This is a genomic window from Betaproteobacteria bacterium (assembly GCA_016194905.1).
Lineage (GTDB): Bacteria > Pseudomonadota > Gammaproteobacteria > Burkholderiales > JACQAP01 > JACQAP01.
The window spans coordinates 204882-229154 of sequence record JACQAP010000008.1 but is presented as its reverse complement, the minus strand read 5'-3'; the positions used below and the strand labels follow the sequence as shown (position 1 = coordinate 229154).

22 protein-coding genes are annotated in these 24273 nt (G+C 58.4%); 2 read left to right on the top strand and 20 right to left on the bottom strand.

Features of this window, described 5'->3' with window-relative positions; genetic code table 11:
* Nucleotides 1-42: 42 nt before the first annotated feature.
* A complete protein-coding gene (locus tag HY067_04530; protein ID MBI3527215.1) occupies nucleotides 43-432 on the bottom strand; it encodes a hypothetical protein in 390 nt (129 codons plus the stop codon).
* A 92-nt stretch (nucleotides 433-524) separates the two neighbouring features.
* Between HY067_04530 and HY067_04525 the strand changes: the two genes are divergently transcribed.
* Nucleotides 525-881: an SAM-dependent chlorinase/fluorinase gene (locus tag HY067_04525; protein ID MBI3527214.1), complete on the top strand. Its 357-nt coding sequence runs from the start codon at nucleotides 525-527 to the stop codon at nucleotides 879-881.
* Nucleotides 882-883: 2 nt separating this feature from the next.
* Here HY067_04525 and HY067_04520 read toward each other — a convergent pair whose 3' ends face one another.
* Together HY067_04520 and HY067_04515 are read right to left on the bottom strand one after the other, a co-directional pair.
* Nucleotides 884-1423, bottom strand: coding sequence for an OmpA family protein (locus HY067_04520; protein ID MBI3527213.1), 540 nt, complete (start codon nucleotides 1421-1423; stop codon nucleotides 884-886).
* A 288-nt stretch (nucleotides 1424-1711) separates the two neighbouring features.
* Nucleotides 1712-4801, bottom strand: a complete 3090-nt coding sequence (locus HY067_04515; protein ID MBI3527212.1) for an alpha/beta hydrolase — start codon at nucleotides 4799-4801, stop codon at nucleotides 1712-1714.
* A gap of 397 nt (nucleotides 4802-5198) precedes the next feature.
* On the opposite strand from HY067_04515, the gene HY067_04510 reads away from it, so the two are divergent.
* Entirely contained in the window at nucleotides 5199-5537 is a 339-nt protein-coding gene (locus tag HY067_04510) for a hypothetical protein (protein ID MBI3527211.1), read from the top strand.
* Between the two features lie 104 nt (nucleotides 5538-5641).
* On the opposite strand, the gene HY067_04505 is transcribed toward HY067_04510, so the two are convergent.
* The 17 genes from HY067_04505 to HY067_04425 all read right to left on the bottom strand — a co-directional run bounded on the left by HY067_04505 (nucleotide 5642) and on the right by HY067_04425 (nucleotide 24125).
* A complete protein-coding gene (locus HY067_04505; GenBank protein ID MBI3527210.1) occupies nucleotides 5642-5983 on the bottom strand; it encodes a hypothetical protein in 342 nt (113 codons plus the stop codon).
* A gap of 97 nt (nucleotides 5984-6080) precedes the next feature.
* Nucleotides 6081-6926 carry a DUF3883 domain-containing protein gene (locus HY067_04500; GenBank protein ID MBI3527209.1) on the bottom strand — a complete coding sequence of 282 codons (846 nt, stop codon included), beginning with the start codon at nucleotides 6924-6926 and terminating at the stop codon, nucleotides 6081-6083.
* A 191-nt stretch (nucleotides 6927-7117) separates the two neighbouring features.
* The gene (locus tag HY067_04495) at nucleotides 7118-8164 is read right to left on the bottom strand and encodes a DNA modification methylase (protein MBI3527208.1); all 1047 of its coding nucleotides are present in this window, start codon (nucleotides 8162-8164) and stop codon (nucleotides 7118-7120) included.
* A 56-nt stretch (nucleotides 8165-8220) separates the two neighbouring features.
* Nucleotides 8221-10347 (bottom strand): DUF87 domain-containing protein, encoded by a 2127-nt coding sequence (locus tag HY067_04490; protein MBI3527207.1) that lies wholly within the window; start codon nucleotides 10345-10347, stop codon nucleotides 8221-8223.
* Between the two features lie 11 nt (nucleotides 10348-10358).
* Nucleotides 10359-11501 (bottom strand): hypothetical protein, encoded by a 1143-nt coding sequence (locus HY067_04485; GenBank protein ID MBI3527206.1) that lies wholly within the window; start codon nucleotides 11499-11501, stop codon nucleotides 10359-10361.
* A gap of 891 nt (nucleotides 11502-12392) precedes the next feature.
* Nucleotides 12393-13001 (bottom strand): glutathione transferase GstA, encoded by a 609-nt coding sequence (gstA, locus tag HY067_04480; protein MBI3527205.1) that lies wholly within the window; start codon nucleotides 12999-13001, stop codon nucleotides 12393-12395.
* A 447-nt stretch (nucleotides 13002-13448) separates the two neighbouring features.
* Nucleotides 13449-13718: a DUF2442 domain-containing protein gene (locus HY067_04475; GenBank protein ID MBI3527204.1), complete on the bottom strand. Its 270-nt coding sequence runs from the start codon at nucleotides 13716-13718 to the stop codon at nucleotides 13449-13451.
* Nucleotides 13699-13935, bottom strand: coding sequence for a DUF4160 domain-containing protein (locus HY067_04470; GenBank protein ID MBI3527203.1), 237 nt, complete (start codon nucleotides 13933-13935; stop codon nucleotides 13699-13701). Before HY067_04470 ends, HY067_04475 begins: the two co-directional genes overlap by 20 nt.
* 184 nt (nucleotides 13936-14119) lie before the next feature.
* The gene (locus HY067_04465; GenBank protein MBI3527202.1) at nucleotides 14120-14374 is read right to left on the bottom strand and encodes a hypothetical protein; all 255 of its coding nucleotides are present in this window, start codon (nucleotides 14372-14374) and stop codon (nucleotides 14120-14122) included.
* 68 nt (nucleotides 14375-14442) lie between these two features.
* Complete coding sequence (locus HY067_04460) at nucleotides 14443-15669, bottom strand: Fic family protein (protein ID MBI3527201.1); 1227 nt, start codon at nucleotides 15667-15669, stop codon at nucleotides 14443-14445.
* Between the two features lie 652 nt (nucleotides 15670-16321).
* Nucleotides 16322-17575, bottom strand: a complete 1254-nt coding sequence (locus HY067_04455; protein MBI3527200.1) for an amidohydrolase family protein — start codon at nucleotides 17573-17575, stop codon at nucleotides 16322-16324.
* A gap of 32 nt (nucleotides 17576-17607) precedes the next feature.
* Nucleotides 17608-18357: an SDR family oxidoreductase gene (locus HY067_04450; protein ID MBI3527199.1), complete on the bottom strand. Its 750-nt coding sequence runs from the start codon at nucleotides 18355-18357 to the stop codon at nucleotides 17608-17610.
* 18 nt (nucleotides 18358-18375) lie between these two features.
* Nucleotides 18376-19353, bottom strand: coding sequence for an alpha/beta hydrolase (locus HY067_04445; protein MBI3527198.1), 978 nt, complete (start codon nucleotides 19351-19353; stop codon nucleotides 18376-18378).
* Nucleotides 19354-19500: 147 nt separating this feature from the next.
* Nucleotides 19501-19908 (bottom strand): PaaI family thioesterase, encoded by a 408-nt coding sequence (locus tag HY067_04440; protein ID MBI3527197.1) that lies wholly within the window; start codon nucleotides 19906-19908, stop codon nucleotides 19501-19503.
* Nucleotides 19909-19912: 4 nt separating this feature from the next.
* Nucleotides 19913-20689, bottom strand: a complete 777-nt coding sequence (locus tag HY067_04435) for an SDR family oxidoreductase (protein MBI3527196.1) — start codon at nucleotides 20687-20689, stop codon at nucleotides 19913-19915.
* 193 nt (nucleotides 20690-20882) lie between these two features.
* Nucleotides 20883-22691 carry an acyl-CoA dehydrogenase gene (locus HY067_04430; GenBank protein MBI3527195.1) on the bottom strand — a complete coding sequence of 603 codons (1809 nt, stop codon included), beginning with the start codon at nucleotides 22689-22691 and terminating at the stop codon, nucleotides 20883-20885.
* 255 nt (nucleotides 22692-22946) lie between these two features.
* Complete coding sequence (locus HY067_04425; GenBank protein ID MBI3527194.1) at nucleotides 22947-24125, bottom strand: acetyl-CoA C-acyltransferase; 1179 nt, start codon at nucleotides 24123-24125, stop codon at nucleotides 22947-22949.
* Nucleotides 24126-24273 lie beyond the last annotated feature (148 nt).

Here is a 24273-nt window from a genome sequence, read left to right as displayed (position 1 = left end):
GTAAGCGGGCCGCACAATAGCCCGCGATAAAGTCACAAGCCCCTACCGCTTGTCACAGGCCAATTCCCACAGCGCTTCGCTTACGGTGCCAGGCGGGACTGGCTCCCACTTGCCGGAATCAGACTCTGAAGAGGTTATTTCGCCCGTGCCCATATTTTCAGAGTAACGAAGCAAATCGATTATTCGCGCCCGCCCTTCCTTGCAGTCGTATTCCTGTTGCGTCTTCTGCGACAGATAAGGCGTTCCGTAGGGACGTGCCTGGGCCGTCTTGAAGTCAAGCAGATTCCACATTTTCACCATGTCGCCTGTTTTGCGAATGGTGGCGGGATCGGCGTAGGAGGTGCTGCTTTCATTTCCACCCACCTGCACCCACTCTGCGGCCGCACCACCGCTCACCACAAGCAATAGCATCATCAAAATAGTTCTGCGCATTGCACGGCTCCAAAGAAAAAGGGGAAACAGACAGATCACGATTTCCCCAATGCCTCGATCGATTATGAGCCTTTCGGACTTTCAGGTGCACGGTGGCGCATAAAAAGCTCCTCGGCGAAGGGAAGGAGAAGGAGGAATCGACGCTAAGCCTGGCAGATAATCGTGGTCTGTCCCCTTGTCCTTTCGCCGATCTGGCCGAGATCATCTACCTGGACCCGTATGGCAATGCCGCCACCGGCTTGCGGGCGAGAGCACTGGCGCCGGATGCATTCCTGCGCGCGCGGGACCGCTGTTTTCAGCCCGTGCGCATTTTTGCCGACGCGCCACCCGGCACTGCGATCTGGTACGAAAACTCCAACGGCCTCGCGGAACTGGCCATCAACCAGGGCAGCGCGGCGGCAAGCTGCGCTCTCGCCATTGGCACGCCAGTCTCGATCGAGCCGGAGTGAGCTTAGCGCGTGGCTGCGAGCGTGATCTCCACGCGGCGATCGGGTTGCAGGCATTCGATCAGCTTCTGGTTCTTTCGCCTTTCGGCGCCCAGTTTCTTGCAGGCTTCACCGGTTATGGGCTCCTTCTCCCCCTTGGCTTCGGTGCGAACGCGGCCGGCGTCCACACCTTTGCCGACCAGGTAGGCTCGCACCGCTTCGGCGCGCCGTTCGGAAAGGCGCAGGTTGTACGCGTCCGAGCCGATCCGATCGGCGTGGCCGACGGCGTCGACGCGATCGAACGCGCCGCCCTTGAACTTGGCGGTCAGTTCGTCGAGCTTCGGGGTTTCCGCGGATCGTAGCACTGACCGATCGAAGTCGAAGAGCACCGATGCAGTTACCGGCTCCGCCTTGGGTGTGACCGGGGCAGCGGGCGGCGCGACAGACTGTTTGGCAACTCCGCTATCGGGCGGGGCCTTCTCGCGCTGGGGCCAGAGTACAAAAAGAATGGCGGCGATCGCCACCACGACCAGAACCAAGAGTACCCAACGAGTGACGGGTTTCATGGGCTTCTCCGAGAGACGAAGAAAATTCAGTTCGGGCATCGCGCCCGATCGGGATTGCGGGCGCGCCATCGGCCGTCCGATCCGCGCTATCTGGGCACTCCACGAAGAGGGTTGCGGAATCATACGCTTCGACGCATAAGCCGACCATACGCTGGCCGGACTGGGGACTGACCGGGGTCAGCTCATCCTGACCTCGCACTTCCTGCGTATTTCCCAGACCCCCGCATTGCGCATTACTTCACCGCAGTTCAGTGCTGCGGGCCGCACGGATCGGCGCCGCTTTTTGCCCTATCGGCCCTCGATAAAATCGACGATCGCTCTGGCCAGCCAGTTGGGTCGCTCGTTGTGAATCGAATGCCCGGTATCGCGCAAGAAGACGGCCTTCCCCGGCGTGGTGGTCATCTTCCAGGCAACAGCGCGCGCGTACTTGCAGAGATCTCCGCCCGCGTCATCGTAGCCGCAGGCCAGCAGCATTCGAGTGGTGTTTTGCATGTACAGCGGCTGTCTCGTGTCGGACGCGATGAGTTGCTGGCTGAACACCAGTTGTTCGGCACCGAGCCGCCAGTGCCACAACCGGAACGTGGAATCGTAGGTCTCGTGCCGGTCGAGCCGTGCGCCGAACATATGCGCTTCCTTGCAGTTCCAGTCGTCCCGGTACCACTCTTCCGCCTGGGGCTTCTGGCGTGCCATGCCCATCCGCCAGTCGAACGCGTAATAGAAGAAGAGCCGGCGCATGACATCGCTCTCGGCGACCATCCTGGGATCGCCGCCGGCCCAGAGCCACGGTACCGCCACGGCAATATGGTTTATCAAGTTGGAGCCCTCAACATACGACGGCCAGATGGCGGCGGGGGACCAGGGCACGACGTTCATGATCCACCCGTTGCCCGCCCGGCGACCGAGGCGCATCGACATGTTCCCGCCCAGGCTGCCGCCGACGACCGCGCGCACCCGTTGCTTCAGGCCCGGCTGCTTGCTATCGAGTTTATCCACGAACGCCACGATGAAGTCTTCGATGAAATCGACGACGGGGACGTTGTTCCTGGCGCCGGCGTCGAAGATCTTGAGGTCGGTGATCTCGACGTCCCTCGCTCCCACGGGACGAAACTTCGCCACGCCGGTGGTCTCGAGCGAGGCGATCCGCAGGTGATCGATGTTGTCGGCGTAGCCGCTCGTCGGCAGGTCCATGGCGATGACCGCGTATTTCTTGCCGCTCTTTGCGCCGATTTTATGCAGCGCATGCGTGAGGTCGAGCGCTTCCTCGAGCCGGGAATCCATCCCGTGGATAAAGAGGATCACTTCGGCGTCGGGATCCAGCACGGGTGTCGGGTCGTCGGGCACAAAGCGACCGACATCATGCGGCGGCTTCGCCAGCCCGGCGGGCGCCGGCTGCGCCATCATGTAACGCGTGTTCAGCGTGATTGAAGGCGGGGGTGGCATGCCGTTGTATCCCCGTACCGGGACCGTGACCGACAGGTCGTACTGCGGGAATTCCCCTGCGGGAACGTTCACCGGCCGATGCGGTTGATCGTCTTCGCCGGATACGGCGATCCAGCCCAGCCGGCGCCGATCGGGAGAGTTGGCGAAGCGAATGGCGTTGGCCACGTTGTAGGCCCGGTTCAATGCGCTGGCCACCGCCTGGGTGTTGCCGGTGCACCCGACAAGATTTTTTTCGGTTGGCTTGATTTGCCGAAACTGCGCGAACGACCTCTTGCCCGTCACGCTCAGATCCGCGAATGCCCTGCCGAGCACCGTGTCGTCGTGGGCGAACGCCTTGGCCGATTCGCACAAGTCGAACCGGGGGTCCGCGCGTTTGGCGGCCGCACGCAACTCGGGTCGCAGCCGGCCTTCGTTCGCACCCAACGCATTGGTGACGTGTTGCGTGGCGTCGAATACCAGATCCCCGGGTAGAGTGAAGCCGATCGGCTTTACCTTGAACTCCCCGGGTACGGTGGGCGACCAATCGAGAGCGGCGATGGGAGGAAAGAAGTTCTCCGCAAGCGCCTTGGTGGGGTCGCAGACTTCCGCGTCGGCAGGCGTCAGCGAAGTCATGTTCGCCGATACCGTTCCCGGTGGACGCGTGCTCTGCATCGCCGTCCATTTGCGCACGAAATCGTCGAGGTCTTTTTTTCCCTCCGGCGAATTGGCGATGGCATCGCGCAGGCAGGACGTCGGTGAGACGCCCTTGTCGCGCACCAGCGCCTGGAACGCACAGTCTTGCGCCTCCATCCGATCGGGTCCGACGGCCGCGTTGTTGCAGACCTCGGCCTTGCCGAGGGCGCCGTGCCAGTAGTTGAAGAAGAAGTCGATGGATGCCTGGGAGCAATCGTTCCCGCTGGCCGTCTGCCACTTGCTCACGAAATCGTCGAGGTCTTTTTTTCCGCTCGGCGAATCGGCGATGGCGTCCTTCAGGCACGACGTCGGCGAGACACCCTTGTCGCGCACCAGCGCCTGGAACGCGCACTCCTTCGCCTTGTTCCGGTCCGGGCCGATCGCCGCGTTGTTGCAGTAGTCGGCCCGTCCCAGGGCGCCGTGCCAGTAGTTGAAGAAGAAGTCGATGGACGACTGCGAGCAATCGGCGCCGCTCGCGACTGTCCACTTCGCCACGAAGTCGTCGAGGTCCTGGGTTCCGGCGGGCGTGTTGGGAATGGCATCGCGCAGGCAGGAATTGGCGGCGACGCCGATGTCGCGCAAAGCCTGGAACGCACAGTCGATCGCCATCTGTCGATTCGGGCCGACGGCGGCGTTGTTGCAGTATTCGGGCTTGCCGAGGGCGCCGTGCCAGTAGGAAAAGAAGTAGTCGATGGTTGCCTGCGAGCAATCGGCGCCGCTGGCCAACTGCCAGATCTTCACAAAGTCGTCGAGGTCTTTGGATCCGTCCGTCGAATTGGCGATGGCATCCTTCAGGCACGAAGTCGGCGCCACGCCCTTGTCGCGCACCAGCGCCTGGAACGCACACTCCTTCGCCTTGTTGCGATCCGGGCCAATGGCGGCGTTGTTGCAGAACTCCGCTTTCCCGAGGGCACCGTGCCAGTACGGAAAGAAGAGATTGATGGACGACTGCGAGCAATCGGCGCCGGTGGCCACCTGCCATTTCTGCAGGAAGTCATCGAGGTCCGCCTTCCCCTGCGGCGATGTCTCGATTTTGTTCCGTGCGCAGGTGTCGTCCGGCGAGGAGCCAAACCTGGCGATCGTGAAGTTCCACGCACAATCGGCCGCCTTCTGCCGATCGGCACCCACCGACGCATTGTTGCAAAAGTCGGTTTTGCCGAGAGCGCCGTGCCAGTAGTTGGTGGCGCCGTTCACCCAGCCATTGGTCTGGTTGTCGCAGGCGCTGGCCTCGAGGGGCGCCACAGCCGTCGCGAGGAAGAGCGTCAACGCAAACGTCCGAAGATGTGAAGCGCTGCTTGCGATTCGAGTCGGATGTCTCATGACAGAAGCCTCCTGTGGCGACGGTATCATGGGCTCGCGCCGCATGGTTGAGAATCGTATGCACGACCTCGGGACTGCGATTGACCGTGGTTGGCGGTGCGCCTACATGCCGTCGGGCATTGGTGATCGGAACTCTTGGGTGAAATACTTGCGTTGCCATGGATCACCTCCATTGGGATTTATTCTCCCCCAATTCGGTGTCCACGAAATCCGGGCTAGCTCAGCCTGACCCGATTTTTCTCCACGTTCAGGGTTCGCATATACTTTTCCCCGTTAGTCTGTTGGTCGTTGGTGAAAGTACTGTAACAACCCCTTTGACCGTGGATACGCAAAGGAAACTGCAATGCTGAAGAAGACCGAATTTCTTCCTGGGATATTCGCTTGCATACTGGCGCTAGCCTCCATAGCGAACGCCTTGGCAGGCGACGTCAAACTCGTGTCAGGCACCTGGGACAGCGTCTGCCGCGTGGAAATCACGTGGGGCCCGGATGCCCCGAACGGCACGCCCGTTGAATACTATTCCGATGTGCCGAGAAATTGGTCGATAACCAAACCGGACAGGCTCTGCTATCGCCGTGCAAGCACCCCCGACAACTGTGATTCGGGGATGACCCAGTGGAAAACCCAGTGGAGCTGTGCGGCCAATACGGGTTCAGGTGTTGAAGAACTTTCCCTGAAATAGCCCCGATATCGCATCATCGATCGATGGCGAATAAGCGAAAGCCCGTCGCTGTGCGACGACGCGTTAAAACGCCATCCGCATAAGTCGTGCCGTTGCGCGAAGTCTTACTGCTTGACGAACCTCTGCCCGGGCAGGATCATCATTGCGTGCAATTCAACAGGAGGCACGCTCTTATGCAGATCAAATTGTTCCTTGCCGCAGTGGGTACCCTGGCCTGCTTGCCTGGTGGAATTTTCAGCTTTCAGGCGATGGCCGAAGACACCAAGTTTGGGGAAGACGGTATAGCGAAAAACAGCAAGCGGGACATTACCGTTTCGGTCCGCAATACCCGGCCAGCGACCGATCGCCACAAGGATGCACGCCGCTGCCTTGACGCGGGGAAGAACGAAGCAATCAGCAAGTGCGCGAACAAATACCGCTGAAGGCAAAGAACGCTGCGCAGGCACGGGTACCGGTGGCGCAGAACCGCGCACCCAGGAAATCGGGATGTTACTTCGATGACGTCAGGTGAGGCTCATCGTAGGCCAAGTCTATGCTGCGTGGTTACCCGAATCGCGCAAGATAACTAATAGGGTCGAGGATGCAGTTTTTAGCAACTGCACTACTCAAAGTGAACATCTTCGGCTCTTTTCTGAATTCGAATAATCTGTACAGCTGGAATTGGGAAGCGAAGGACTCCGAAAACTCCACTTCATTTTTGCTTACAAAGAACGGGGTTTCCTTAGCGAAAGCCGTGGTCTTGACTTCAATGAATCGCTCCTTTCCCGTTCCCTCAAACGACAATACGTCAAATCCAAGACCGTCACCCTTCGTCGCAGAAACATGTTCTACCCGATCACTAAGTTGTTTCTTTCCTAACTTGTGAAGACGTACCCGCTCATATTGCAATACGAAATCTTCACCCGCCATTCCAAGCGATGCATTCCGAGCCTCACGAGCCAAATAGTCGCGTTTTACGCCCATCTCGCGCCGCATATAGGTCGCCGCAATTTCCTTCACTGCCCGACGGAGTTCTGGTGGTGCAACCAGAATATTCCCTAAGTCCGTCAAGAGCGGCGCGGTCGCTGGCTGCTCCGCAGCATTCAGAGCAGCCTGATCGAAGAGCGCGTTGCCAATCACCGCCTGTTGAACAACTTGAAAAAGCAGGTTTTGAAAATTGCTACGAGGCTTGTATCCAGAAATCCACGGGCATCCAAGGGCCAGCAAAACAGCACTGATATTCTGATGTTTGAGCTCGATCGCCGCGTCACTACGATCTACAAGCTTGTGTCTCAATACTTGACGATGTTTGGTCTTGTTGTAGACCTGGCCCGCAAGCTCTTGAGTGAGCATGTGCAAATAGTCGACAACCGTCGCTTCAACTTCTTCACGAGACCACGCCGTACTCATTGAAACTCTTCTTTATGCAATTATGCAGGCCTGACCCGGAACCGACCTGACCCGGAACCGACCCGGAACCCGCTGCGTGCGTGCCGGGCAATGATGTCTTTCAAGGAGAAATCGCTGTCGTTCTTTTTTTTGAAGTCACGTGATTCCTCTAGAAATATCGTCGAAACGTCACAACGAGTGTCAAATCTCAATCAGCGAAGTTCAGCCCACACATCGTATTCTTGAATCGGCGTACTAGATGTCGTCAGAAACGAATCAGCCTGTCTCCTACCTAATTTTGAAGTTCCAGCGCTTAACGTAGTATTGATCTTCCAGGATGCACCGCTAAAGGATTGTTTGATCAATTCTAACGGCGTCGCCTTTCTGTCACTTATACCTCCAAATCGAATTACCAGTCGTGCGCCGTCTTTACACACCTTTGCTGCGTTCTCCCAGACTTGTTTTAACTGCACTATGAAGTCATGAGGACTTCCGTGATCCAACTGTCCATCCGAAGAATAACTAACTGTACTCGGACCCCCAACAAACCAGTATCTGAGCCATTGGTCAGGGATGTACGTCCGCATGCCGTAGTAAGGTGGTGATGTGATTATCCAATCAAACTCCGCCCGGAAATCTAACGAAAAGCAGAAAGGATCGCGGCTGTCGCCAAGTCTCGATTCTCCACGACTTATAGGCAATTCGCCGCTAAGATATCTTTCTGCGCGACGCCGTACTAACGCCAGTACATCCACGTAGGAAGGCATCTGCCCGTGAAAGCGCCAATACTTCACGGCATATGCTGGCTTTGGCGCATAGGTCCGCATGCATTGATTGGAAAAATAGCTGGGGACGTCCTTAGTTATTGGCCCATGCAGCGCACCTAACAATATTCCTCTCAGCGCCCGCCGCGCATCGGATGAGCAATCAGTTATGAGCCCCTCTCGGAGACGACATAGCATTTGAAGCACCGTCGGATGAAATGCCAAGTCCCAGAACTCTCCTGTCGGTACGTCTGCGGACGGCACCGTTCCTAAAATCCTACTGGCGGCGCGCAGCACTTGCGAGGTATCTGTATTTGCGAGTTTTGCTGCAGTGATAGCCGCCGCAACCGGGCTGCTATCAACGCCTAAAGTACTTAAGCCACAAACGCGAGCCGCAAAATTGGCCGTTCCCCGCCCGCAAAACGGGTCGAGAAGCTTCTGCCCATTTTTTGCGTATCTCTCCAATATCCCCATCGGAAATTCAAGAGGAAACATCGTGAAATACGGGCAGATCGCATTAAGCATCGTCTGCGAGGCAATTGCGCCGCTCATCAACGCCTCACTCGAACGTATGTTTTATTTCCACGCACTGGGTTTCGATACGATTCCCACGCTTGATTTTGGACACCGATAAGCTTATCCATCGCCTTTCTGACCAAGTGATAGGCGATATTTTCCCGATCATCAAGATGCTCAGGCAGTTCGGTAAGAAGAAAGGCTTTGACGCTTCCCCAGGCGGCACCGAAATCCGACCGAATCTTGTCCATGAGTTCTTGATTACGTGCCAGCGCATCTATCGCTTTCTTCTCCAAATCGGCTAGAACATCTACAGCCTGGTCAATTCCCTCAGTGTCACCTTGATCGATAGCTAGCGGAGAGTCAGGGACCGTCGCAGTCGGAATCTGTGTCGGCTGTTGAGTCGGGGTGGACGATCCTCCGAACAGAGTCCGCAGTTCAGTGGCAAAGGTATGGGCCGCAGGGCGTGCATACCTCTCGTCTAGCATCTTGTACATCTTCTCGAACGACAATACCCGAAGGCTCACCGGGTAGGGTTTGCCGCCCACCGAACTCCAGAACACGCCTTGTCCCGGAATTGGTTCGTTCAAGAGCGAGCTCAATAAATCATCGCTGAAGTGGGCGTTGGCCTTTTTTAGACCAACCAAGTCGGCAGCCGAGAGAAGGTGAAAGATAAACCAGTTGTCGCCTTGGCTGAGAATCTCCGTGGGGATACTTCCAGGTTGCTGGGTAATCAAGAGAGCGCCAAGATCGTACTTTCGCCCTTCCTTTACCCACGCTATGTAAGGTTCCGAAGCGCTCGCATTTTCATTCAGGACAGATTGGGCTTCTTCGACTACTGCGATTGTCGGAATGGTTTTTGGATCGGCGCTCGTGAACTCTTGCTGGTTTCGGTCGAATATTCGACGTAGGATCAGTCCGGAGAGCACGAGGGCTTGGCCCCCACGCATCTGGGACACATCCACAATACAAAGCTTTCCCTGCGACAGTGCATGAACGAGCATGTCCATAAGCTGGCTGCTGCGATCGTGCAACATTTTGACGACCGCCGTCATGTTAGCGCGCGCGGCAAGTGCCTCCGCCTCTTGTTTGCTTACATCGAGATCGAGCAAATGACAGACATCTTCGAGCGGCGTCGCATTACTGTTTGCGTCGATCAGATTCACAAGAGCTTCCCAACGCTGCTGCGATAAGCTGCGCAACTTGCGGACGTTCTGTTGCTCCTGTCGCTCCGGGCCAATTGCGATCGCGATTACGTCCGACGGACGGAGGCGCCGAATGTCCAATTTGATACCCCCAGCCACGAAGGACTGATAAAACGGGCTCGGATTGTGCCGTGAAGTAAATACAACAAGTTTGTCAGCTAGCTCCGAAACATCGCAAAGACCGGGGCGCCCTTTATCATCAGGCCAAAAGTACTCGCCGTCCGGGTCAAAGATCACCGTTCCGACGGGCACACGTTTCCCTGCACGTTTTTCGACGGTTGGCGTGTCGTGATATAGCCTGCTAAAAAGAAGCTTAGTCAGGTTGGACTTCCCGAACCCCGCGCGAGCAAAGACAAAGCTGCGCCGTGAAACCAACGACTCAACCGGAAAACAGATTTGGGTCTCCGGCTTCAACACTTGCATCCAGTCATGAATTTCCAACTGCTTATTGTCGCCCGCATAAATGTATTCGCCAAATGCAAGGTGTCCAATCGGAGCACATTTTATGTTGTGCCCAGCGATTTCACGTAGCACCGCAGAAGACGGAAACGCAACCGGGCTTCCCACATGAGGCAACCGCCGGTGCGATGGCACGAAGGTCAAGCCGGCACCATTGCGCCGCTCTACACCAAGCACGCGAATATTCACTCTGTACTTGAGGTATTGCTCGCGAAGATCCTCCGGAACAGCGCGGTCCTCTTGAACAGCTCGAATGTTGAACTCCTCGCCTGAGCCAAAAGATAATTTTCCTTCTGACGAAAAGGAAGTGATTCGTCCCAATACCGCTTCGTCGGGTGTTTCAAGCTGTACGAGAACAAACTGGCCGTGCATCGGGATATTCTGGAAATCACTTCTATACGGAAGCACCAGGTCGGCATGAAATTCCAACCCTCCTTGCTGGAAGCCCCGGAAGATTCCAACGATTTGTTCGCGCGGAAACAATTCGAGATCAGCCATTGGTTTCTCCCTCATCCGTAGCGCTTTTGCGCCGGATCCGCATCCTGTAATTCGAACACATCCAAAGTCTGTGATTGCTCGCCTAACGTGCCTCGAATGCCTTCATAGATGTAGTCCTGCAAGATGTCAAAATCAAAGTCGACGAGAGCTGCGTTTTCATGCGCCTTCTGGAGACAGCGCGGATAGTGAGGAACCGGGAATCCGTTGATGGCATCGGCAAGCATCGACCCAAGAATGATTTGAGCGTGTTCTTTTTGCTCCGTGAAAATATCAATCGGCCAGATTGGATCCCGACGATGCGAACCGAATTTGACCAAAAACATCTTCCCTCCGACGAACTTATTAATCTCTCCACCTTCGTCAGCCCGATCATCGCCACGCGCGAACTCCGACCAGATGTACGCTTTTTCCTCAACCTCTCGTGGCACTTCGACATATGCCGGATAGTCCGTCTGAAGTACGTGCTCAAGCGCCATTGCCAAGCGATAACGCACCAGGACCTTGCTGTGCTTTGCGACGCCTGCCAAATAAATTCGACGGCGGTTCCGCCGCCATTGCTGATCAATTCGCTCCTTTATCTCCTGAAGTAGCCGTTGGAAATTATCTCCAGCAAAAATCTTGCTGCGCAGCAGTCCGTCGCAAATAATAAGTGTGTCTGTGCCAAAGTCTTTGGTCAAAATAGAGAACAAGACCGCCCACTCGACTAATTCCCGATACACTTGGACCCAACTTGGTGACACAGGCTTACCCTTGTCTTTCGGACGAATCATGTGAGAAAGCCTCGGCAAGCTGTCAACTCCGAGGAATTTCATCATCTCGCCGAGTGCTGATTTCGATGTGCCGTCTTTATCGAGATGTCTCCGCACAAGAGCATCGACAGGTGTAGTAGGAGACAGTGCCTCCAGGCAGTATTCATTGTTGCTCGAATCGACAACCCGAACGAGCTGAATCAAGAATGGATCAAACTGGAGCTGATTATTTCCACCATCGGTACCTACCAAAGAGATCGACGTAGTAGCACGGGGTTGGATTCGCTTGGTCTGCTGCTTTAGGGGGCGAATCTCTTCACGCAGCGCGTCAAGTATCCCCTGATCGCTGTGAATACATTCGGCGATGGCCTGCTTGAGCTGCGTTTGCGTTGACGGTTCGAACATATTGACTCACCAGTCGGAGCTAATAGTCAGTTCGGTAGACGGATCTATGGCGTCGCGGAATTCGGTTGGATATTGGAATCCAAATTTACCCGAGGCGTTGCTGCCACTGGCAAGTCGCCACGAGCGGACTCTTCCACAGAAGGGTTCTTGGATTCAATTGAGGGTAAGATGCCGACATAAACAGAGCCAGAGAAAGCGATACTCACCCACCACGGCATCGTGGTGAGTTGCTCAAAGAGCCTCTCCCTTTTCCTGGCCACAAATACCCCCGGCGTCGTCACTTTTTAGAACACGCGACGATCGCGGCTGTGCGTGAAATTCTGGATTGTTACTGCGGCGTACTTCTTGGTGAGATCGGGCGGTGCCTGTCTGCGATTCTACGCAGACGGCATGGCGCTGCAAGGGGCAGCGCATCCGCCAAGTGGCTGTGTGCTGCGTACTGGGTGCTGAGAAAGGGCTGAATAGAGACTTGGAGCCTTAGTTCGCCCTACCGCGCTTGCCGTTGAACCCCCTTGTGGCGCGCCGAGCAGCTCGACTCGACAAGGGGTTGTCGGCGAGGACTGTTCGAGTCCCATGGCAGGGCACGTTGTGTGTGCCCTGCCAGGTCGAGTTCCGCAGCCGCCTTGTCGGGTCAGGCAGCACAGGGTTACCCCTGATAAGGGGCGCGACACCAGGGGCGGCCTTCTTTTGGTTACTTTGCTTGGCCGCGCAAGAAAAGTAACCAGCTTCCGGGCTGCCCCCGGTCGAAGGAAAGGTAAAAGCGAAGAAGCAGTGCTGGGTGCTACGTACTGAGTGCTGAGAGGAAACGAGAAACTGCCCTCCAAGCCTCTCCCTCGTCCCTTATGGGCGAAGTCCGGTATCCAGCGAAGTCGGGCGCCCTCGTCCCTGGCGCTAGGCCAGCCCTTCCGCCTTCATCGTTTCCTGGATCTTCGGGCGCTGGCCGACGCGCTCGTAGTACGCCTTGATGTTCGGCCAGGGCGAAAGATCGATCTTGAGGCCTTTGCTCCAGTTCAGGATCGTGAAGGCGTAAGCATCCGCCGCGGAAAACTTGTCGCCCATCAGGTATTGCCGCTTGTCACCGAGCTTTTCTTCGAGGGGCTTGAGCCGGCGGCCGATGACGCCGAGCTGGACTTCCCGCATCTCCGGCGTGTATTTCGGATTGAACAGCGCGCCGAACTGCTTGTGCATTTCCGCCGAGACGAAGTTGAGCCACTCCGCCAGGCGATAGCGTTCCATCGTGCCGGGCTTGGGCGCGAGCCCGGACTCCGGCTTCTGGTCGGCCAGGTACTGGCAGATGACGCCCGCCTCGGTGAGCGTTTCGCCGTTGTCGAGCTGCAGCGTCGGGACGTAGCCCTTGAAGTTGATCTTCCAGTAGTCGTCGCCGGCTTCGGTCTTCTTGCTCGGGATGTCGACCTTGACCAGGTCGAGCTTGAGTCCCGCTTCGCGGGAAACGATGTGCGGGGCCATGGAGCAGGCGCTGGGGGAGTAGTAGAGTTTCATCGATTTCCTTTCATGAAATCATGCGGTGAAGGGTGCCCCCATGCGGGGATACCGGACTTCGTCCATAAAGGGGGAAGGTGTGCCCCGCGTTGCGGGATTCCCAAAAAGGGAACCGGGCTGTGCCCATAACCGGTCGTTGACCATACCCACAAGGGTACAGGGCTACGCCCATAACCGGTCTAAAAGAGGCCATAACTCCAGGCTAGAAAGGTCTCCTGACGTGCTACGCACATAGGGTATCCGCCAGGGTATTCGCGCGGGTAATCGGCCAAAAGTGCCAGGTTCTGGGTAAAGGCCGTAAACAGGTAACTGTGAACGAGGAACAGCGAACAGGAACAGTCCAAAGCCTTCGCCTCGCACCGCTGACTGATAACCGGTCACCGTTACGCAGAAGGCCGTTTTGTGGCGTCGATCTGCGAACCGATCCCCTGCAGACAACTCCGCACATCACGCCGCGGTGGACAAGGCGCGCTGAAATTTGCCCTCGAGAATGCCGCGAACCGTAATGTCCTCATCAAGTTCTTCCCAGCGCAATGCGCAGCCGTTAAGACGCAATTTGAACTTCTGCAATTGCTCGTCGGTCGCCCGGCTCAAACGGTCAAAGCGGTCCGCAGGAAACCCCAATTGCCGTCCGTCTGTCAGTTCGACGAAGACCGTCCGGCGGTCTACCCATGCGCGCGAGGCGAGCACCTCGAATTCAGCGGCGGTGGAATTCATGGAATTTCTCCATCAGAAAAGTTCGATGTTCAAAAACGAGTCTTTCGATCTTTCTCACTTCCACGGGAGGGACGTTGATGCTCCGCGCAAGCAGTATCGGGTCGAGCCAGAACTTGCATTCACCATCACCGGTATCGACGTGGATGTGCGCGGGCTCCTCGCCCTCGTCGGAATAGAAATGGAATCGAAAGGATCCTTTTCTCAGGACTGTCGGCACGTGGTCATACTACTGTATAGGTGTAGTGGTCGTCCACGAGACGACTCCCCTGTGGCTTGGTCGATTGCCGCCGCAACCCCGAGCCTCAAGACTTCGCTGCGTTCGTCTTTGTGCACGTAAAGCGGGTCCGGTTTGGTATGTTGCATAAATAGCGAGATGCGCCCCTCTTGCCCTTGCCCGCGCTCTATTGGAATCGGTAGAACTGATCGTTCAGGTACTTGACGATGTTCTGCCTCTCGGCCGGCGAGAATTCCTTTTGTGCCATGTGGGCGCAATCTTCGACCTGCTGTTTGAGACCATCCAACGATTGGACTCTATGGTCCTTACGGGCGTAGACCGAAGTATCGTGGCACGCCGTGCAGTTGGCATCGTGCAGGCGTTTGCCCTCGGCGCCATCGCCCGGCACCGCCGCGTGGGCGCTCACCGCCAGGAATATCATTGCCGGTGCGATCAGGATGTTTTTCAGTTTAGCCATGTCATTTCTAGAATTAGTGGTTAGCAACGATCTCAGCGTTCGATGCGCCGTGTAGCGCTCTTTATTCCAGGACCCTTTTGTTTTGAACCCGCAGACCCGCGCCTCGCGCCCTCGTAGGGTTTGAATCGGTGTGTTTCGCTGGTCAACAAGGCGACAAACTTCGGATGAATGAACAATTTCTCACGGCCGACTTTGACTTCCTTGAGCATTCCGATATCGGCCAGCGCCTTGAGATAAACGGACGCCGTCTGCCTGTTCCCCAACTTCGCCTCGACAATGTTCTGGATGCGGCAGTACGGCTGCACGAAAACCAGCTCGACCAGTTCGCGGCTATAGAGCTTCGGGGCACGCGCACGGACGTATTCCGCCGAATGGGTCATGAGATCATGAACCGCCTGTATCTTCTCTACCGTCCAGGCTGCTGTCTCCCGTATGCCCGCAAGCATGTAGAGAATCCATTTTTCCCAGGCGGCATCACGGGTCACAGCGAGCAACAGGCGATGGTAATCCGGCTTGTTGCCGATGATGTACCGGGATAGATACAGAACCGGCAGGTCCAGCAGACCTTGCTCCACAAGCATGAGCTGATTGAGCACCCGGCCGGTCCGGCCGTTTCCATCGGTGAATGGGTGGATCGCCTCGAACTGGTAATGCGCGACCGCCATACGGATGAGCGGATCGACCTCCGTCTGCTTATGGATGAACCGCTCCCAGTTGGCGAGTTTTTCGCGCAGCAAAGCCTCCCCCGCCGGGGGCGTGTAGATGACTGCGTTCTTCGCCGGGTTTGTGAGCGTTGTTCCGGGCACGCGCCGGATTTCCATTTGCCGGCCTTTGATGGTGGAGCAAACGGCAACCGCCGTGGACGTGCTGAGCGGCTTCGCTTTCAGGGATTCGACGCCTTGGCGCAGCGCCGTGCGGTAGCGCAGGGCTTCCTTGGTGGCCGGATCTGCATTTTCCGGATCGATTTGCGCGTACTTGAACAACGCGTCGGTGGTGGTGACGATGTTCTCGATCTCGGAACTGGCCTGCGCTTCCAGCAGTGGGATCGTGTTGATCAGCACGCCCTGATTGGGAATCAGCGTTCCCGCCTGTCTCAGTGCCGCAACCGCTGCGCGGGCACCTATGCAAGCCTTCAGGATGGCGCGCGTTTCGATGTCCGCTTTGGGCGGCAGCGGGGGCAGCGCATTGTAGGGACGGTTGGGGTCGAACCTGGCCACGTGTCGAAATGCTCCCGGTTTGTCGACACGTCGGCGGAACATGTCGAACGATTCGACATATCACCACAATATGTCGAAAAACGTAAGCGTTTTCGACATGTTAAGCCAGGCGCGACCGGATGCAAAACACCACGAGCCCCCTCGGGGGCAGGGACGCCCGCGGGATACAGGCCTAGAAGGGTTGCCGATCACGCCATTCCACAAGGGATTCCAAAAGGGATTCCACAGGATTCCCGCAAGGGGATACCGGCGCTGCCATAACCGGGCTGCGCCATAACCGGTCGTTGACCATAACCGGGCTGACGCCCATAACTCCGGGCTAGAAGGGTACTCCGACGTGCTACGCACGTAGGGTATTCGCCCATAACTTTAGGCCTCAGGACTGAGTCTTGCCTTTCAAGTAAGTATCCCCCGGCAAAGCCGGGGGCTTTAAGTTGTGAGCCGCTCAAAGCGGCTACGCGGGGTCGCTCTCGCGACCCCGATTCAATGCCGGGGTGACGCGTACGTGAGCCTTCTATGACACATCAGAACGAACAACACTTCCACCGCCACTTCGTCTGCCTTAGGCTCTCGTACTTGTCCATCCGTGAAACTCCTCGTCGTGTGCTTGGCGGTTCACGATCAGGCGTTTCCGCGATGGACTCCTTGAAACGTCAAACTTCTACTGCCACCCCGGCAGAGCCGGGGGGTCTCCCTACAGACTAGCTGCGGGGCACTTGTGAAACCGGCCGTCCTGCATGATGGCGATTAACTTGGCCTGGTCCCGTAGAATGCCGACGTCCTGAAGCGGATCGCCGTCGACCAACAGCAGATCCGCGAGGTAACCGGGGCGGACCTGGCCGAGCCGGTCGCCCATGCCCATGATCTCTCCGCCCAGCCGCGTGGCGGCCACGATCGCGTCCATCGGCGAAAACTCCAGCATATCCACGAAGTGGCTGATGTCTCGCGCGTCCGTTCCGACCGGATTCCACGCGAACCCGTAATCTCCGCCGATCAGCACGCGCACGCCGCGTCGGTGCAAGGCCTTCATGTTCTCGATGCCGTTCTCGAGTTCGTGCGCCACACCGCGCGCTTCGGCGATTTCGCGGGTGATACCCCACGGCGCGGCCTCGTTCAACGTCGTGTAGAGGTGGCCAAGCACCGGCGCGACGAAAATGCGTTCGCGCTGTGCCTCGAGCCGGTCGCGGGCATCGTCGTCCAGCAGCGTCGCGTGATAGATGACGTCGACGCCATGGCGCAGGCACATCCTCACCGACTCCGCGCTGCGCGCATGCGCGGCAACGCGTTTGCCGTGCGCCTGCGCCACGCCGCATACGGCTGCGACCTCGGCATCGTTCATTACGGTCGTTTCGGCCGGTGACGCCGGCACGCCGGCATCACCGGAAACATTGATCTTCAGGGTATCCACCCCCTCGCGCACCATCTCCCGCGAGAAGCGGCGAAACTCTTCGGCGCCGTTGCAGACCACGGCGAAATTCTCACGGTACATGTGATAGAGGCGCGCATCGCCGAGGCCGGCGGAGACGGTCATTTCCGGACTGGCCGCCAGCGTTCTCGGACCGGGAAAATCGCTGTTGTCGATGGCGTTGCGCAGCACAATATCCAGCCTGGATTTGGCGGCCGCGGCGCTGAAGCAACTGGTAAAGCCGGCGTCGAGCATGCGCCGCGCATTCTGCGCGGTGCGCAATGTATGCTCTTCGGGCGGAATGAATCCGAGCTCGACCGACTGGGCGACGTCGGTGAACGAAAGATGCGAATGCGCCTCGATGAGCCCGGGCATCAGCGTTGCGCCCTGCCCGTCGACAACCCTTGCGTTGCCGGCCGGAGGCGAGGCGTCGGCCGGAACGACCGCCGTTATCCTGTTGCCTTCGACGAGCACAGAACCGGCAAAGGCGGGGTTGCCGGTACAGTCCAGAACGCTGACGTTCCTGAACAGCGTCGCGTTCATGGTCGAGCAATCCCTGACCGGTGCTTCGGCATCTACAGGTTCTCGATATACATCCGGTTCCAGGTCGGGCTGATGATCAACTGATTGATGCAGGCATGGGCCGGCATTTCGGCGATGAACCGGATGGTATTGCCCAGGTCCTCCGGCTGCAGCATGCGCGCGCGATCCTGAGAACTCGGCGGAACCGGGCGCCGGTCCAGGATCGGCGTGGCAACTTCGGCCGGACAGATCGCGCAGGCACGGATGCCGTTTGCACATTCTTCCATGTTGATGGTCTCGGTCATGGCCGTTACCGCATGCTTGCTACCGTTATAGGCGGCACCGGTCAATTTCGGATGGAAAACGCCGGCCCAGGAGGACACGTTGATGATCAGCCCGTCTTTCTTCGCGCGCATCGCCGGCAGCACGGCATGGATCGTGTAGAAAGACCCGTCGAGGTTGATGCCGATGACCTCCTTCCAGCCTTCGACCGTCTGGTTCTTCCAGTAGCGGTTCGTCGTGTTCAGCCCGGCACTGTTGAGCAATATGTCTATGCGCCCATGACGGGAAAGAATACCGTTGGCCGCTTTCTTGACCGCCTTTGGATCGGAAACATCCAGCGCCTCGACTTCAGCCGACCCGCCCTTGATACGAATCTTGTCCGCCTCCGGCGCCAGCACTTCCTTGCGGCGGCCGGACATCACCACGATTGCGCCGGCATCCGCCAGGGCCTGCGCGCCGGCCAGACCGATTCCGGTTCCCGCGCCTGTGATCCAGGCTACCTTGCCCTTCAGCTTGCTCATGTCTTCTTCTCCTGTATATCACGCCGTTTTGGACAGCTTGCGGTCGATCCCCCGCACGCCGTCAAATGCTTCGCGCAGCGCTTCGGCCGATTCGGTCACGGCACGCCTGGCTGCATCCACCGCGCCGCCCATCAGATAAAAACCGTGGATCATGCCTTCGTAATTGGAGAGCCGCACGCGGTTTCCGGCCTCGATCAGTTTTCTCGCGTATTCCACGCCCTCGTCGCGCAGCGGATCGTATCCGGCGACGATGATCAGAGCCGGGGGCAGGCCCGACAGATCGTCGAGAATCAGTGGCGCGAAGCGGAAATCGTTCACGTCCTTGCCGTTGCGCAGGTACTGGCGATAGAACCAGGTGATCGAATTGCGCGTGAGCACATAACCTTCCTTGAACTTGTGATGTGATGCCATCTCGGGTTCGGGCGCGGTGCACGGGTAGATCAGCAACTGGAACGCCGGCTTCGGATGCGCTGCATCGCGCGCCAGAATCGCGATCACGGTTGCCAGGTTCGCGCCGGCACTATCGCCGCCGACAGCGATGCAGTTCGAATCGCCGCCGAATTCGACGGCGTGCAACGCTACCCATTTCAGCGCTGCTTCACAATCCTCCACCGCCGCCGGGAATTTGGATTCGGGCGCAAGGCGATAGTCGATCGCCACCACGATGCAATCCGCCCGGTTGGCGAGCATGCGGCAGACGGAATCGTGGGTTTCGAGCGAGCCGATCACGAAGCCGCCGCCATGAAACCACGTCAGCACGGGAAGCTTCTCTGCGGTCTTGATCTCGCGCGGCGTGTAGATGCGGATCGGGATGTCGCTGCCGGAGCCGGCTATGCACCGGTCCTCGGCGCGGAAGATCGGCTCGCTGACCTTCAGCTTGTTGACGCGCATCAGATACTGCTCGCGTCCCTGGTCGGGCGTGAGCTGCCATATCTCGGGCAGATTGGCCTTCTTGGCCAAGCCAAGGAGGATTTCGATTTGCGGATCAAGCGGCATGGATACCCTCTCTCAAAACTTCAAGACAATTCCCACCACGGAGAACACGGAGGACACGGATACCCTCGCGAAGCGTGGAGTACCCTTTTAGGAAAAGCAAGAACGGAAAAACAGATGCGATTCACATGTGATCTATTCAGACCGTCCCTATTCGCCTGAGGACGGGTACAGGAGCTTGAAGGTGCCGGTGGCCTTGGCAAGCAGGCTGCCGTCCTCGCCGCGCAATTCGCCTTCCGAGAAAATCAGCGAGCGGCCCGCGCGCTGGGCGCGCCCTTCGGCGAACACTGGCCCGAGCGCGGCCGCAATGAAGTTCACCTTGATCTCGACGGTCAGCGCGCCGTTGCATTGATCGTCGAGCGACCGTCCCGCACTCGCCAGCGCCACATCGAGCAGCGTCATCAGCGCACCGCCATGTATCGAGCCCCAGCTATTGGCGAACTCCGGCCGTGGATCGAACCGCAGCCTGACCACGCCGTCGCCCTTTTCGAGAATCTGCAATCCCAGGTGCTCGACAAAAGGCACATGAATATAGAACCCCGCTCTCGCCTCCGCCATGGCGTTACATCGAAACCAGGCCGCCATCGACGGCCACGGTCTGGCCGGTGATGTAGGCCGATGCATCCGACGCGAGAAGCACCGCAAGGCCTTTCAGGTCGTAGTCCGTGCCCAGACGCTTCATCGGCGTCAATTCCATGATGATCTGCTCGGCCCGGTCTATCATTCCTTGCGACATTTTGGAGGGAAATACGCCCGGCGCGATAGCATTCACCGTGATGCCGTGGTGTGCCCATTCCACCGCCAGCGAGCGCGTGAAGCTGACAACGCCGCCCTTGCTCGCGTTATAAGCGATGGTCGGCATCATGCGCGGATCGGTACCCACCAGGCCGGCGATCGAAGCGAGATTGATGATGCGGCCGTACTTGCGCGGAATCATGCTGAGCTTGCCCACGGTCTGGCTCATCAGGAAAACCGCCGTCAGATTCAGGTTGATGATCTTGTACCAGGCATCGAGCGGATGGTCTTCCGCCGGCGCGCCCCATGCCGCCCCGGCATTGTTCACCAGGACGTCGATCTGACCGTAACTCTTCAGGATGCGCTCCACCATCGGCTGCACTGAATCGGTGTTCTGCAGGTCGTTGACGACCGTCAGCGCATCGATGCCCATGCCTTTCAGATGCGCTTTCGCTTCTTCCAGCTCACCGGCCTTGCGCGCGGTAATGGCAATCTTTGCCCCCATTTCGCCGAGGGCTTCGGCGAATTGAAGCCCCAGCCCGCGCGACCCGCCCGTGATCAGCGCGACCTTTCCGGTCAGATCAAACAGTTTCTTAACGTTCATACCGTTTCCTCAAAAAATCCCGAATCTCACCACGAAGGCACGAAGACGCGAAGAAATGCGGAAATTAAGAATGATCCTGCCCGCCTTCCTGATCGGATTACTGTAGACGCGGTGGGACGGCCCTCTGAAAATACCCGTTCGCGTTGTCTTGGTCTTACTTCGTGTCTTCGTGCCTTCGTGGTAAAAATCATACCTAGAACCAAGCGTCCTGCATGTCCAGGCAGGTCGGATCGAGACTGTCGAGCAATTCCGCCCATTGCCTCGTCTTCGACAGTTCCCAGCGGAAGAAAAACGCGCAGGCCTGCAGCTTGCCCTGATAGAAATCCCGGTCGGCCTCGTGAGCCGTGCCCACCTTTTTCACCGCGATCAGGGCCTGCTTCAACCACATCCAACCGATTACGGTGTGGCCGACCAGATCCAGATACACGGACGCGTTGGCAAGTCCGAGATCCACTTCGCCGCGTCCGGTCACGCACAGCAGGTTGCGCGTGACTTTCATGACCCGGTCCAGCGCATCGTTGAGCAGTGTGCCACAGCGATGCAATTCCTCCGAGTCGCAGGCCGAAGCCACGCGCACCACGGAGCTGATTTCCCTTGCCAGCAACTGGATCGCCGCGCCATCGTTCATGCCGGCCTTGCGTCCCAGCAAGTCCAGCGCCTGGATGCCGTTGGTGCCTTCGTGGATCGGATTGAGGCGGTTGTCCCGGTAGAACTGCTCGACCGGATATTCGCGCGTGTAGCCGTAGCCGCCGTGCACCTGGATCGCCAGGCTGTTGGCCTCAAGGCAGTACTGCGATGGCCACGCCTTCGCGATCGGCGTCAGGATGTCCAGCAGCAGTTCGTCCTCGCGCCTCGCCTTCGGATCTTCGGCGGTATGGCTTTCGTCGACCAGGAAAGAACAATACAGACATAGTGCCAGCGCGCCTTCCACGTAAGCCTTTTGCGCGAGCAGCATGCGCTTCACGTCGGCATGCTCGATGATCTTGACCGGCGGCTGCTGCGTATTCTTGCCGCCGGGCAGCCGCCCCTGCGGCCGTTCGCGTGCGTAGGCAAGCGCATGCAGATAACCGGTGTAGCCGAGCATGGTCGCACCCATGCCGACGCCGATGCGCGCTTCGTTCATCATCTGGAACATGTACGCGAGCCCCTTGTTCGGCTCGCCGACGAGTTCCGCATGCGCGCCGCCCTGCTCGCCGAAGTTGAGCACGCAATTGGTCGTGCCGCGAAAGCCCATCTTGTGATTCAGTCCGGCGAGCGCGACATCGTTGCGGCCGGCCAGAGAGCCGTCATCGTTAACCCTGTACTTCGGCACGATGAACAGCGAAATACCTTTCACACCGGCGGCTGCGCCGTGGATGCGCGCCAGCACCAGATGCACGATGTTTTCGGACAACTGGTGTTCGCCCGCGGAAATCCACATCTTGTTGCCGACCAGCCGGTAGCTGCCGTCTTTGTCCGGATGCGCAGTGGTGCGGATATCCGACAATGAAGAACCGGCCTGCGGTTCGGATAGACACATCGTTCCGAAGAAACGGCCCGACAGCAGCGACGGCAGATACTTTCGCTTTTGCGCCTCCGAACCGAAGGTCCGGATCAGATTGGCATTGGCGACGGTCAGGAAGGGATAGCCGGCGGTTGAGATATTGGCCGCGTTGAACCAGGCAAAGCAAGCCTGCGCGACAGTCCAGGGCAGTTGCATGCCGCCCAGTTCGAAATCCTGCGCGGCAGCCATGAAGCCGGCCTCGCGAAAAGCCTGCAACGCTTCTCCCACTTCGGGAATGATCTCGACGCGTCCGTTCTCGAAGCGCGGCTCGTTCAGGTCGGCCTTGCGATTGTGCGGTGCGAACTTTTCTTCCGCGATTTTTGCGGCGGTGTCGAGCGCCGCGTCGAAAGTCTCCCGCGAATGCTCACCGAAGCGCGGGCGCCGCGTCAGCGACTCGACGTCGAGCAACTCGTAGAGGATGAAATCGAGGTCCCGGCGGTTCAGCAGCTTCGACTGCATTTCAGATGTTCCTTGAGTCGCCGGGGAATCAAAATTCAAATTCGCCGACGCAAAGATCGCAAAGGAAAAGAAAGAAAGTTCGCAAAGGAACCGAGAGCGGACCTATATTGCGGCATATCTGCGTCACCATACCCGGTCACCCCAAAGCAGTTTTTCCGATCTGGCCTTTCTTTGCGTCCTTTGCGTCCTCTGCGCCTTAAGGTGAAACACTCAAGGGAACACTTGGAGCTGAAGCTGTTGCGTTGAGACGTTTCTTTAGGCCACTTCGAACAATCCCGCGGCGCCCATGCCGCCGCCGATGCACATGGTCACCACCACGTACTTGACGCCACGGCGCTTGCCCTCGATCAATGCGTGTCCGACCAGGCGGCTGCCCGTCACGCCGTACGGATGCCCCACCGCGATCGAACCGCCGTTGACGTTGAGCCGCTCGTCCGGAATGCCGAGCTTGTCGCGGCAGTAGATCACCTGCACCGCGAAAGCCTCGTTCAGCTCCCAGAGACCGATGTCGGCGATTTTCTTGCCGGTCTGCTTCAACAGCTTGGGAATGGCGAATACCGGACCGATGCCCATTTCGTCGGGTTCACAGCCGGCCACCGCGAACCCGCGAAAGATGCCCATCGGCTTGAGTCCCTTGCTGGCAGCCAGCCGGTCGCTCATCAACACCTGCGCCGATGCACCGTCGGAAAACTGGCTGGCGTTGCCGGCCGCGATGACGCCGCCTTCGATGGCAGGTTTTATCTGCGACACGCCTTCGTAAGTCGTATCGGCGCGAATGCCTTCGTCTTCACCGGCAGTCACCTGTTTGGTGGATTCCTGGCCGGTGTTCTTGTCCACGATTTTCATCGTGGTGGAAATCGGCACGATCTCGTCTTTCGTCCTGCCTGCGGCGCGCGCCGCGGCGGCGCGCTGCTGGCTTTGCACGCCGTAACGATCCTGCGCTTCGCGTCCGATCTTGTAGCGCTTCGACACCGTCTCGGCGGTCACCAGCATCGGCCAGTAGATTTCCGGCTTGTTCTGCTCCAGCCAGGCATCCTTCAACATGTGCTTGTTGGCTTCGTTCTGCACGCAGGAAATGGATTCCACGCCGCCCGCGACAAAGATGTCCGCCTCGCCCGCGAGAATGCGCTGCGCGGCAAGAGCGACCGTCTGCAATCCAGACGAACAGAAGCGGTTGACCGTCATGCCCGACACGGTGACCGGCATGCCCGCGCGCAGCGCGATCTGGCGAGCGATATTCTGGCCGGTCGCGCCCTCGGGATTCGCGCAACCCATGATGACATCCTCGACCTCCGCCGGATCGAGCTTCGCTCGTTCCAGTGCGGCCTTGACGGCGTGGCCGCCCATGGTCGCGCCATGGGTCATGTTGAGCGCGCCCTTCCAGCTCTTGCAGAGCGGCGTGCGCGCGGTGGAAACGATCACTGCGTCGGTCATGTCAAGCCTCCAATCAAATCGGAACCACGGAGGACACGGAGATCACGGAGGAGAACGAGATATGGGACCGCCGGACACCTGCAAGAAATCGCCTAGTGGATGCAGCGATCTCGCTCACACCTCTTTCGACTTTGCCCTTCTCCGTGCC

Bases quoted from the DNA above. Each gene is read 5' to 3' on its own strand.
- HY067_04530 (MBI3527215.1), bottom strand. From the start codon at position 432: ATGCGCAGAACTATTTTGATGATGCTATTGCTTGTGGTGAGCGGTGGT.
- HY067_04520 (MBI3527213.1), bottom strand. From the start codon at position 1,423: ATGAAACCCGTCACTCGTTGGGTACTCTTGGTTCTGGTCGTGGTGGCG.
- HY067_04510 (MBI3527211.1), top strand. From the start codon at position 5,199: ATGCTGAAGAAGACCGAATTTCTTCCTGGGATATTCGCTTGCATACTG.
- HY067_04500 (MBI3527209.1), bottom strand. From the start codon at position 6,926: ATGAGTACGGCGTGGTCTCGTGAAGAAGTTGAAGCGACGGTTGTCGAC.
- HY067_04495 (MBI3527208.1), bottom strand. From the start codon at position 8,164: ATGTTTCCTCTTGAATTTCCGATGGGGATATTGGAGAGATACGCAAAA.
- HY067_04490 (MBI3527207.1), bottom strand. From the start codon at position 10,347: ATGGCTGATCTCGAATTGTTTCCGCGCGAACAAATCGTTGGAATCTTC.
- HY067_04485 (MBI3527206.1), bottom strand. From the start codon at position 11,501: ATGTTCGAACCGTCAACGCAAACGCAGCTCAAGCAGGCCATCGCCGAA.
- gstA (MBI3527205.1), bottom strand. From the start codon at position 13,001: ATGAAACTCTACTACTCCCCCAGCGCCTGCTCCATGGCCCCGCACATC.
- HY067_04475 (MBI3527204.1), bottom strand. From the start codon at position 13,718: ATGAATTCCACCGCCGCTGAATTCGAGGTGCTCGCCTCGCGCGCATGG.
- HY067_04465 (MBI3527202.1), bottom strand. From the start codon at position 14,374: ATGATATTCCTGGCGGTGAGCGCCCACGCGGCGGTGCCGGGCGATGGC.
- HY067_04460 (MBI3527201.1), bottom strand. From the start codon at position 15,669: ATGTTCCGCCGACGTGTCGACAAACCGGGAGCATTTCGACACGTGGCC.
- HY067_04455 (MBI3527200.1), bottom strand. From the start codon at position 17,575: ATGAACGCGACGCTGTTCAGGAACGTCAGCGTTCTGGACTGTACCGGC.
- HY067_04450 (MBI3527199.1), bottom strand. From the start codon at position 18,357: ATGAGCAAGCTGAAGGGCAAGGTAGCCTGGATCACAGGCGCGGGAACC.
- HY067_04445 (MBI3527198.1), bottom strand. From the start codon at position 19,353: ATGCCGCTTGATCCGCAAATCGAAATCCTCCTTGGCTTGGCCAAGAAG.
- HY067_04440 (MBI3527197.1), bottom strand. From the start codon at position 19,908: ATGGCGGAGGCGAGAGCGGGGTTCTATATTCATGTGCCTTTTGTCGAG.
- HY067_04435 (MBI3527196.1), bottom strand. From the start codon at position 20,689: ATGAACGTTAAGAAACTGTTTGATCTGACCGGAAAGGTCGCGCTGATC.
- HY067_04430 (MBI3527195.1), bottom strand. From the start codon at position 22,691: ATGCAGTCGAAGCTGCTGAACCGCCGGGACCTCGATTTCATCCTCTAC.
- HY067_04425 (MBI3527194.1), bottom strand. From the start codon at position 24,125: ATGACCGACGCAGTGATCGTTTCCACCGCGCGCACGCCGCTCTGCAAG.